The organism is Nostoc sp., assembly GCF_036917755.1.
Lineage (GTDB): Bacteria > Cyanobacteriota > Cyanobacteriia > Cyanobacteriales > Nostocaceae > Nostoc.
Genome location: NZ_JBALFC010000099.1, coordinates 1 through 8,637 on the forward strand (window position 1 = coordinate 1; position 8,637 = coordinate 8,637).

At 39.7% G+C, this 8,637-nt stretch carries 9 protein-coding genes and 1 pseudogene; 7 read left to right on the plus strand and 3 right to left on the minus strand.

Annotation, left to right across the window (positions count from 1 at the left end; all coding sequences use genetic code 11):
* Positions 1-179: 179 nt before the first annotated feature.
* Positions 180-635 carry a 5'-nucleotidase gene (locus V7L05_RS20850; RefSeq protein WP_335166799.1) on the plus strand — a complete coding sequence of 152 codons (456 nt, stop codon included), beginning with the start codon at positions 180-182 and terminating at the stop codon, positions 633-635.
* A 27-nt stretch (positions 636-662) separates the two neighbouring features.
* On the plus strand, positions 663-818 hold the full coding sequence (locus V7L05_RS34815) for a 3-oxoacyl-[acyl-carrier-protein] synthase III C-terminal domain-containing protein (protein WP_442937877.1): 156 nt from the start codon (positions 663-665) through the stop codon (positions 816-818).
* 72 nt (positions 819-890) lie between these two features.
* On the opposite strand, the gene V7L05_RS20855 is transcribed toward V7L05_RS34815, so the two are convergent.
* Positions 891-1,859 carry a putative 2-dehydropantoate 2-reductase gene (locus V7L05_RS20855; protein WP_335166800.1) on the minus strand — a complete coding sequence of 323 codons (969 nt, stop codon included), beginning with the start codon at positions 1,857-1,859 and terminating at the stop codon, positions 891-893.
* Between the two features lie 271 nt (positions 1,860-2,130).
* Between V7L05_RS20855 and V7L05_RS20860 the strand changes: the two genes are divergently transcribed.
* Positions 2,131-2,676 (plus strand): DUF4174 domain-containing protein, encoded by a 546-nt coding sequence (locus V7L05_RS20860; RefSeq protein ID WP_335166802.1) that lies wholly within the window; start codon positions 2,131-2,133, stop codon positions 2,674-2,676.
* Between the two features lie 16 nt (positions 2,677-2,692).
* On the opposite strand, the gene V7L05_RS20865 is transcribed toward V7L05_RS20860, so the two are convergent.
* Positions 2,693-3,157: a putative quinol monooxygenase gene (locus V7L05_RS20865; protein ID WP_335166804.1), complete on the minus strand. Its 465-nt coding sequence runs from the start codon at positions 3,155-3,157 to the stop codon at positions 2,693-2,695.
* 257 nt (positions 3,158-3,414) lie between these two features.
* On the opposite strand from V7L05_RS20865, the gene V7L05_RS20870 reads away from it, so the two are divergent.
* Positions 3,415-3,765: a hypothetical protein gene (locus tag V7L05_RS20870; RefSeq protein WP_335166805.1), complete on the plus strand. Its 351-nt coding sequence runs from the start codon at positions 3,415-3,417 to the stop codon at positions 3,763-3,765.
* Between the two features lie 59 nt (positions 3,766-3,824).
* Positions 3,825-4,229: a nuclease A inhibitor family protein gene (locus tag V7L05_RS20875; RefSeq protein WP_335166806.1), complete on the plus strand. Its 405-nt coding sequence runs from the start codon at positions 3,825-3,827 to the stop codon at positions 4,227-4,229.
* A 288-nt stretch (positions 4,230-4,517) separates the two neighbouring features.
* Here the strand turns inward: V7L05_RS20875 and V7L05_RS20880 are convergent.
* A pseudogene (locus V7L05_RS20880) lies at positions 4,518-5,402 on the minus strand (DNA/RNA non-specific endonuclease); the annotation flags it as partial.
* A gap of 252 nt (positions 5,403-5,654) precedes the next feature.
* Here V7L05_RS20880 and V7L05_RS20885 point away from each other — a divergent pair.
* Together V7L05_RS20885 and V7L05_RS20890 are read left to right on the plus strand one after the other, a co-directional pair.
* The gene (locus tag V7L05_RS20885; RefSeq protein WP_335166813.1) at positions 5,655-6,926 is read left to right on the plus strand and encodes an MFS transporter; all 1,272 of its coding nucleotides are present in this window, start codon (positions 5,655-5,657) and stop codon (positions 6,924-6,926) included.
* Positions 6,927-7,528: 602 nt separating this feature from the next.
* Positions 7,529-8,500 carry an N-acetylglucosamine kinase gene (locus V7L05_RS20890; protein WP_335166811.1) on the plus strand — a complete coding sequence of 324 codons (972 nt, stop codon included), beginning with the start codon at positions 7,529-7,531 and terminating at the stop codon, positions 8,498-8,500.
* Positions 8,501-8,637: the final 137 nt, after the last annotated feature.

Consider the following 8,637-nt stretch of genomic DNA (forward strand, 5'->3'; position numbering starts at 1 on the left):
AATTAAGGAGTCAGAATTCAGAAGTAAAACAGGCTTTATACCTGGGTTTGAGACGAATCGTTGTGTACTTCACCTTCCTTGAAATCTGCTGTATATTTCGCTTACAAATCAAAATCAAGGCTGAATGTTTCGCTATCAGGTTCTTCTGGTTTAGAGTCTGGTGATGGCTCTTTAGTCTGTTGCAGGAAGTACCTGACGCAGATTTAGCCGTATTCAATAGCGGTTCAATTCGGATTGATGATGTCATTCCACCAGGCCCAATTACCCAATACGATGTGATTCGGATACTGCCTTTTGGCGGTAAAGTTGTGGCAGTAGAGATAAGTGGTGCGCTTTTGCAAAGGGTATTGGATCAAGGGCAAGCTAATAAAGGCACTGGTGGCTATCTGCAAACAGCCAAAGTTAGTCAACAAGCAAATTCAAGAAGTTGGTTGATTCAAGGCCAACCTCTAGACCCCAAACGCACTTACAAAATCGCTATTAATGACTTCTTAATCAGTGGTAAAGAAAAAGGATTAGACTTCTTAAATCTTCAACAACCGGGGATTAAACTGATTGCCGAAAAACGCGATATTCGTTTTGTGATGATTGACCAGTTAAAGCGCCTAGCCACTGCTAATCAGATTTTGAAATAAAACCAAATTATTCATAATTAGACATTCATTTCTTTACCTGAATATGGTCATCTAGGTGCTGTAGATACCATATTTGGCTTGGCCAAAACTCTAGAGTCAAAGAAAATAAAGCCTGGGAATCTTGTGGTGTTAGCTAGTAGTGCTGCTGGTTTTTCATGGGCAGCGTTAACTGTAAAATATTAGAGATACTAACCAATCATTTTGTTAGGTAAAGATGGTGGTGTTAAGCGTCAGAATCCTAGAAGTTGAGTAAATTTAAGAAGGAATTAAGCCTTTTCCCTGATCTCCTACTCTTCTAATCTCATCCAAAAACTTTAGCTGCTGGTATATACAGCTAATCTGCGGTAAATCCACACCCCTAGAATGCGCTTTCCGTAATGGGTTCCCAAAAATTGCTTCTACTTCCAAAGGCCGCCTTTGGTCGTAGTCAATTTTCATGCTGGTACGATAAGGCGTCATCTTCACGGTGTAATCTAGCATTGTTTGAATGAAGCTATCAGGAATGATGCGTCCGCAACTTTTCGACCCTGCTGCAACTTCATACATCAACTGTTCAACTAATTTGCGGGTGTGGACATAGGACATTAATTCATCTGTTCTAGCGTTGAGAATTACAGACAGTCCATTATAGGGAATATTCCAAACCAATTTTTTCCATCGCCCTAGTAATAAATCTTCAGCTAATTCCATTGAGATACCAGCACTCTTCAAGTCATCGGCAATTTGCCGCATCTTATCTGTAATGCCAGTAGGATCATAGCCAGAAGCATATCCCCCTAGTGTAATTTGTCCATAGTCGAGGTGGCGGATATGTCCTGCTCCGACTTTATTGGAACAGAGAAAACACAACCCACCAATAATGCTGACATTGCCAACTATCTTAGCAACTTCTTCTTCCACCGCCAGTCCATTTTGCAATACCAACACTACCGCATCATCCCTGACGAGTGGCGGTAACATCTGCGGCAATAAATGGTTTTGTGTCGTCTTTAGCGCTACCACCACCACATCGCATTGTGGCATTTTTTCTATATCATTGTAGGCGTTGACTTGAGTCAGGGTGAAATCACCATCTCTTGACTCAATAACTAAACCAGATTTACTGACATATTCATAATCACTCTTCAGCAAAAAGTGGACGTCTAAACCTGCTTTTTGCAGTTTTGCACCATAAAAGCCACCTAATGCACCAGTTCCTATAATGGCGTAACTACGCTTGGACATTTTGCTAACAAAGAGATTTTTGTATAATTATCATAAGGCGAATACGTTGTATACATACAGCAAAAAACTGCTGGTGTGGCATGGTTGTAGTGGGGCTAGTTAAATTACTCCTCGGTCAGTAATGCAGTTCGCCACACTTAGAGTCAAAGTTGCACGCAAGAAGCGATCGCTCTAAAAAGTAGACATCACACTTATTCAATCACCAGATAGAGTCAGAGTGGGAAAACTGATGATAGTTTGAGATGATGGAACGTTCCTAACAATACCCGAAGTGAATAACTCAGTATTAATCGCCCTGACCCTCACCGCGTCTATAGTCTTATCGCCAGTCAGCATTGCTGGTACTGTCCAAGGTTCAACCCATACCATCAAAATGTCTTCATTTAATCTCAGTTCCCAAAAATGGAAAAATCGCGTGCTACTAGTCTTTGCACCGTCTGTTGATAACCAGAGCTATCAGCAACAGATGCAGTTATTTAACCAGCACCAAAACGGTTTTCAAGACCGGGATTTAGTTCTCGTTCAGGTTTTGGCAACAGATAAAAGCTATGCCAATGGACAGTTAATAGATGAGTCTTCTGCTGCCAAGTTGCGCGTAGGCGAAGCCCGCCGCAGGCATCGCTTTGGGGTTGATAAAGAAAATTTTCGCGTCATTTTGGTAGGCAAAGATGGTGGTGTTAAGCGCAGTGACACTACACCAGTCCCAGCCACAGCAATTTTTGAGCAAATTGACGCTATGCCCATGCGTCAGCAAGAAATGCGCTCTTCGAGGCAGAAAGTAGCTATAAAATACAAGCGAGGAAGCGATCGCTTGTGACAAAGCAGTACACTTGCTATGCACCGAAAATCAAAGAGTGCGATGGCATACCCGCCCGCCAACTCTTGGAGACGCTCTGCGCGTTCGGCATCGCTCCCAAGCCCCGGCGAGAAGAATTAAAGAACCAACGCGCTGTGTGCAACCATTTCAAGATTCCACTCCTTGGATAGTAGGTATCGCAGCCAAAATAGAATAACGGCGGATATCTTCTAGTGGCGCAGCTATTAATCCTTCTAGCTTGGCTATTGCTGAAGAGCAGATGGGGTGACGCTAAATGAGTATCCAGTGTTGCCGCAGATTCCCACTCTTCTACAAAAGTAAAATCTGTTGGATCTGATTGATTTTGTAAAAGTTCATATTTAATCACACCTGCTTCAAATTTCGTTGATTCAATCAGTCCCAATAATATTGCTTTGAGTTCTTCTACTTTATTAGGTATTGCCACAAAACGAGCTACAACATGAATGGTTTGGTTAGTCATTGGTCAATGGTAATTAGTTATTAGTTATTAGTCATTAGTCCATAGCCAACAGTTCATAGTCAATAGTTACGCCTACTGGGGTGCCACCATGTAGCGAAAGATAGTTAGTAATAGGCAACTAAACGATGGTTAAAGTAGCTTTTAACACTCGTATTAGGTTATAGCATAGCACCCAAAGCATCTGACAAAAAATTCTTTTCGAGTCAAAGTTACACACTTGAGGAGCGATCGCTAAGAGTACTGGATAAACTGGTACTATGCCTAAGATTCCAATGTGCGATCGCTGTCTCCTGTATGCCCATAACCCGTACCTCGTCTGTGCTATCCATCTTGATGGAGTAGACGGTGATAGTTGTTTGGACTTTCGAGAAGACCCCAACGCCCAAGCAGAGGAACTGTGGGAACCAGAAGGCGCAAGCTACTATGACGGCGAACTGATTCTGCAACCACAGCAGAGGCGGACGCAACAGCAACAGCTAGAATTGCTAGATACCCATCCGATGTTTACTGGCAAGTGTCCTCAGTGTGGCGCATCCTTTGACCACGACTACACGGCGCGGGTGCATTGGGATTGCCCGGAGTGCGGCTGGATGGATGATACTGTGTAGGGTTTTTCAGCTTTTGGGATGATACTTTGTGAGGTGCGATCGCTCTATTATTGCTCTATATGACTAAAACTAATTCAGAAATCCTAAACCAGCTTCGTACAGCAGCTGATAGTTTACTCATGATGAGTGAGTCTGAGTACCCCTTAGAAGCATTCTTATGGTCAGCTACACCACCTGCTACACCAGAGAAAGTTATACAACAGACAAATCACCCTCAAGATATACCCATTAAAATCGTAGGGGTTGAGGATTTTTTTCAAGTGTCCATAACTCCTGAAGACTGGCACGGCGAAGAAGAGAAAGCAACCGTCAACAAATTTCAAGCTCTTGTGCAGACACTTAAAGAAAACCTGAGTAATTTGCAGGTGTATCGCCTGGGCAATAAAGAGATTGATACTTATATTGTTGGTGAAACCCCGGCGGGTAATTTAGCAGGACTTTTTACTAAAGTTATAGAAACCTAGCAGTAGCTATTTCTCACAGCCAATGCCGTCTTTATTCTTATCAAGTTTATGTGGGTCGTTTGGCAGTACTTTGAAGTTTTTATAAGCAATATCCCCGCAGTTTAAATCAGGTGGTGAAGGTTTGATACAAACATCAGGATATGCTGTGTCACAATTACTTTCAGACTGTGATTGATTTGATTCTATAGTTCGTGTCTGTTTAAGGGTTTTATCTGGAGTTATTTTACTTGGTACAAAACTATTAATAGGTGTGTTTGTGACTCTTGGGCGTGGTGAACTGACCACCACATCATCAATTTTTAACTCAATACTTTCTTGAATGTTTGGAGAAACATTAGAAAGAAAATCATAACCTGTCAAATTTTCGAGTTGGTCAACACTGACTTTGTAACTTCTCCAGTCATTGTTGATTTCTTGTTCATTCGGTACGTTAACCGCGATGATGCGAGTACTGGCAGTAATACCATCAAGTCCTGAGCCTGGGCTATCTAAAACCACAACTATCTTCCAAGTGGATTTGGGAACTGTCACCTTACCCTTAAGAGGTTCGCCTTGACTACCAAAAGGCCCAGCTACGATATAAAGTTCTTTACCAAGGCTTACTAGTTCTCGACAATAATCTTCTAAATTCCCCCAAGTGTTCCGGTTGTTATCTGGTGTCTGGGGCATCATGTTGGTCATCAAGAAAGTTGAGGAATTATCCTCTACCGTCTTGGTGCGATCGCCCGATGGTGCAATATGTCCTCGATCGTAACCTGAACCAGAGTACATAGTTGGAGTTACCCGTAAAAAGTTTGTAGGTAAAGTGTCATCAGGTCTAAAATTATTTTGCCTGTCAGCATTTCCTAGCCATGACTTATTTAATTGCCAAGCTACCCAGTTGGCAGTTCCCTTGCTGTTGTTGTAGGAAAGTGTATATTGTGGTTTAACCAGCAGATAATTATCAGGAGTAGCGACGCTTGCCATCGCACTACTAGGATTTCCCAAAAGCAGGTTAACGCTTGTTGAGGGTTTAGTAGGTAAAATCGGGGCTGGCTGTAATGGTTTTTCTGTTGTCGGTGTTGGTGACTGAATTAGTGTTGGCGGCTTAGTCTGTGATGCTGTCGAACATCCCAGTAATGTAACCAAGGCAAGGACAACAGCCATATTCCGAAAACAACCGATTAAAGGCATAAATTTTAAGTCGAATTGTAACTTTTTTGAAGACTATATTTAGACTTTATGAAATTCCTAATTTTGAATTGTTTTGATTTACCCCAAAGCACTGCGATCCAGATGCAATAGACCTCTTCATTTTAACGCTCCAATCACTGAGACGCTATTAAACTTAATATTCAAAATTACTGAAAAGACCAAAAAAGTAATATAATTCCCAGCTAACTCCTCTGCATACTAGGGGAACTATTTATTTTGAAAATCAAAGCTATGACAAATAAAACTAGATCCCTTTCCCCTTGGCTTTATATACCCACCCTTTATTTCGCTGAAGGGATACCCTACATGATTATTAATGCAGTATCTGTCATTTTCTACAAAAAGCTAGGAGTAGATAATACTCAAATTGCTTTTTGGACAAGTCTAATCAGTTTTCCCTGGATTTTGAAAATGTTTTGGTCGCCATTTGTGGATATTTACTCAACAAAAAGAAAATGGTTACTGACGACGCAAATTATCATGTTTTTCTGTTTGAGTTTTTTAGCTTTATCCTTGCATCTTTCCAACTTCTTCTTTATATCCCTAGTAATATTAACCATTGCGGCATTTATTTCAGCTACTTATGATATTGCCACAGATGGCTTTTATATGTTGGCTTTACACCCAGAACAACAAGCCTTTTTTGTTGGGATTCGCTCACTGTTTTATAGATTAGCAATTTTATTTAGTACAGGATTTTTAGTATTTTTAGCAGGTTATTTAGAAGAATCAACTCAGAATATTCCTTTCAGCTGGAGTATTGTCATCGGAATAGCTGCTGTCATCTTTGCATTGTTATTTGTTTTTCATCTAGTCATTTTACCAACACCAGAGTCAAATTATAACAATTCGGAATCAACTAAAGGAACAAAGATAAATAATATTCCTTTTTTGCGGATTATTCGCTCTTATGTTAATCAACCCAAAATATTAATAATATTAGTATTTATTTTGCTTTATAGATTTGGTGAAGCAATGTTAGTCAAAATAGCCTCTTTATTTTTATTAGATAAACCAGAACTTGGAGGCTTAGGTTTATCTACCCAAGAATTTGGTTTAGTCTACGGTACTTTTGGCGTTATCTCTCTCATTTGTGGGGGAATTTTAGGAGGTTTATTAATTGCTAAATTTGGCTTGAAAAAATGTCTATTACCTATGGCTTTAGCATTAAACCTACCTGACATTTTTTATGTCTATATAGCTTGTGCTAAACCACCAATAAAATTTATTTATCCTCTAGTTTCCCTAGAACAATTTGGTTATGGTGTAGGGTTTACAGCTTTTACAGTCTACTTAATGTATATTTCTCAAGGGGAATATAAAACTTCTCATTTTGCCATATCTACAGGATTAATGGCTTTGGGTTTGATGATACCAGGAGCAATTAGTGGTGCAATTCAACAATCACTAGGATATCCATTATTCTTTGCGTTGGTGTGTTTGCTAACTATTCCCGGTATGTTAACTATCTTTTTTATTCCTTTAGAACCAGAAAATAAGTAAGTTAATCAGAAATTATGTAAAACATTACGAATGTAGGGGTAATTCATGAATTACACCCAATACTGTTCGGTTAAGCCCCTGTTAGGTTCAGAGGGTATAGGGTATAGGGAAACCACGTTTAAAAACGGGAGATTGGAGCAATAACCACTTTTTGAATTCAAAATTCAAAATTCAAAATTTAAGAAATAATTTTGAATTATTTAATTAAGGATGCAAGCCCCTAAATTTATTTATGGGGTTCTTAATTTTGAATTTTGAATTAATAATTTTGAATTCGAGCGAAGCGAGTGACGCTGTATTTCTCGCGCTGCACCACTCGTTATACATCTTTTTTTTACGCTTGCAATAACCCTGCAACAATAGGTTTTTTATCGTAAATTAAAGGGTTTAAGACCCCTACATCTACATGTAGTACCCATTTCAGTCGGGATTTGTCTTGAGAAATCGCTCCACTTGGGCAAAGCCCAAGACCGCGTTTCTCGCTAAATCCCCGTCTGAAATGTCTTTAATTTTGAATTTTGAATTTTGAATTTTGAATTCTATACCCCACACCCTTTTCTTGTAAATTAGGAGTTATCTGATAAATCTAACACGGATATTATATGAATTGTATTTTGGGTATTGATGGTGGTGGTAGCAAGACTATTTGTATCCTCATGGATGATGCAGGTAATATTTTAGGAAGAGGTAAAGCCGGGGCATCTAATTATCAAAGTATTGGTATAACCGCCGCCAAAAAACAAATTAAATCTGCAATTCATCAATCAGCAATAACAGCCTTCAAGTACACAAATACAATTAATGTAATAGCGATTTGTCTGGGGTTAGCAGGTGTTAGTCGTCCAGAGGATATGGAAGTCATAAAAGCTATAGTTAATCAATTACACAATAGCCAAGATATCCGATCTATTACCTGGAAAATACAACCAGATCATCTTGTTATTTGTGATGATGCTTTAATTGCTTTAATGGGAGGAATTGGCGATGCTGTGGGTATTGTGGTAGCTGCTGGAACTGGTTCTATCGTGTTTGGACGAAATCATCAAGGAAAAAGTAAACGAGTCGGTGGTTGGGGTTATATTTTAGGGGATGAAGGTAGCGCCTATAAAATAGCTGTGGCTGGGATGCAAGCTGCACTAAAAGCCTATGATGGACGTGGAAAATCAACAAGTCTTGTAGAAAATTTACAACAGCATCTGGGACTAGAAAGCATGGAAAACTTAATAGAAGTGATATATCGAAAAGGATGGGGTGTGAAAGAAATAGCAGCTTTAGCCCCAATTGTTGATCAAGCGGCGACGGCAGGAGATCAAATTGCTAATAGTATTATTGAGCAAGCGATTGCAGAATTGGTAATAGCTACTTCTACAGTTATTAATCACATTTTTGATTCTAAGCAGGTTGTGGAAGTTGTCACTACAGGAAGCATCTGGCAGGCAAAATGTAAGTTACGGGAAAGATTTATTAATTCTATTGTTCATGATTATCCTTTCATAAATGTGATTTATCCCCGCTATGAACCAGCTTATGGGGCGGGATTATTGGCATTAAAGGCTTTATCTGGTAATTGCTAGTTAAGCATTCACTTCGTCAAATTCTCATCAGCCCCTATCATGCATATCCTGTGACCCACCAAGGAAGAAGCTCAAATTCGCGGATGCCGTCTGTAATACCCTAGCTGATGCTGACCTGTTTATGAATCCTGAATGTC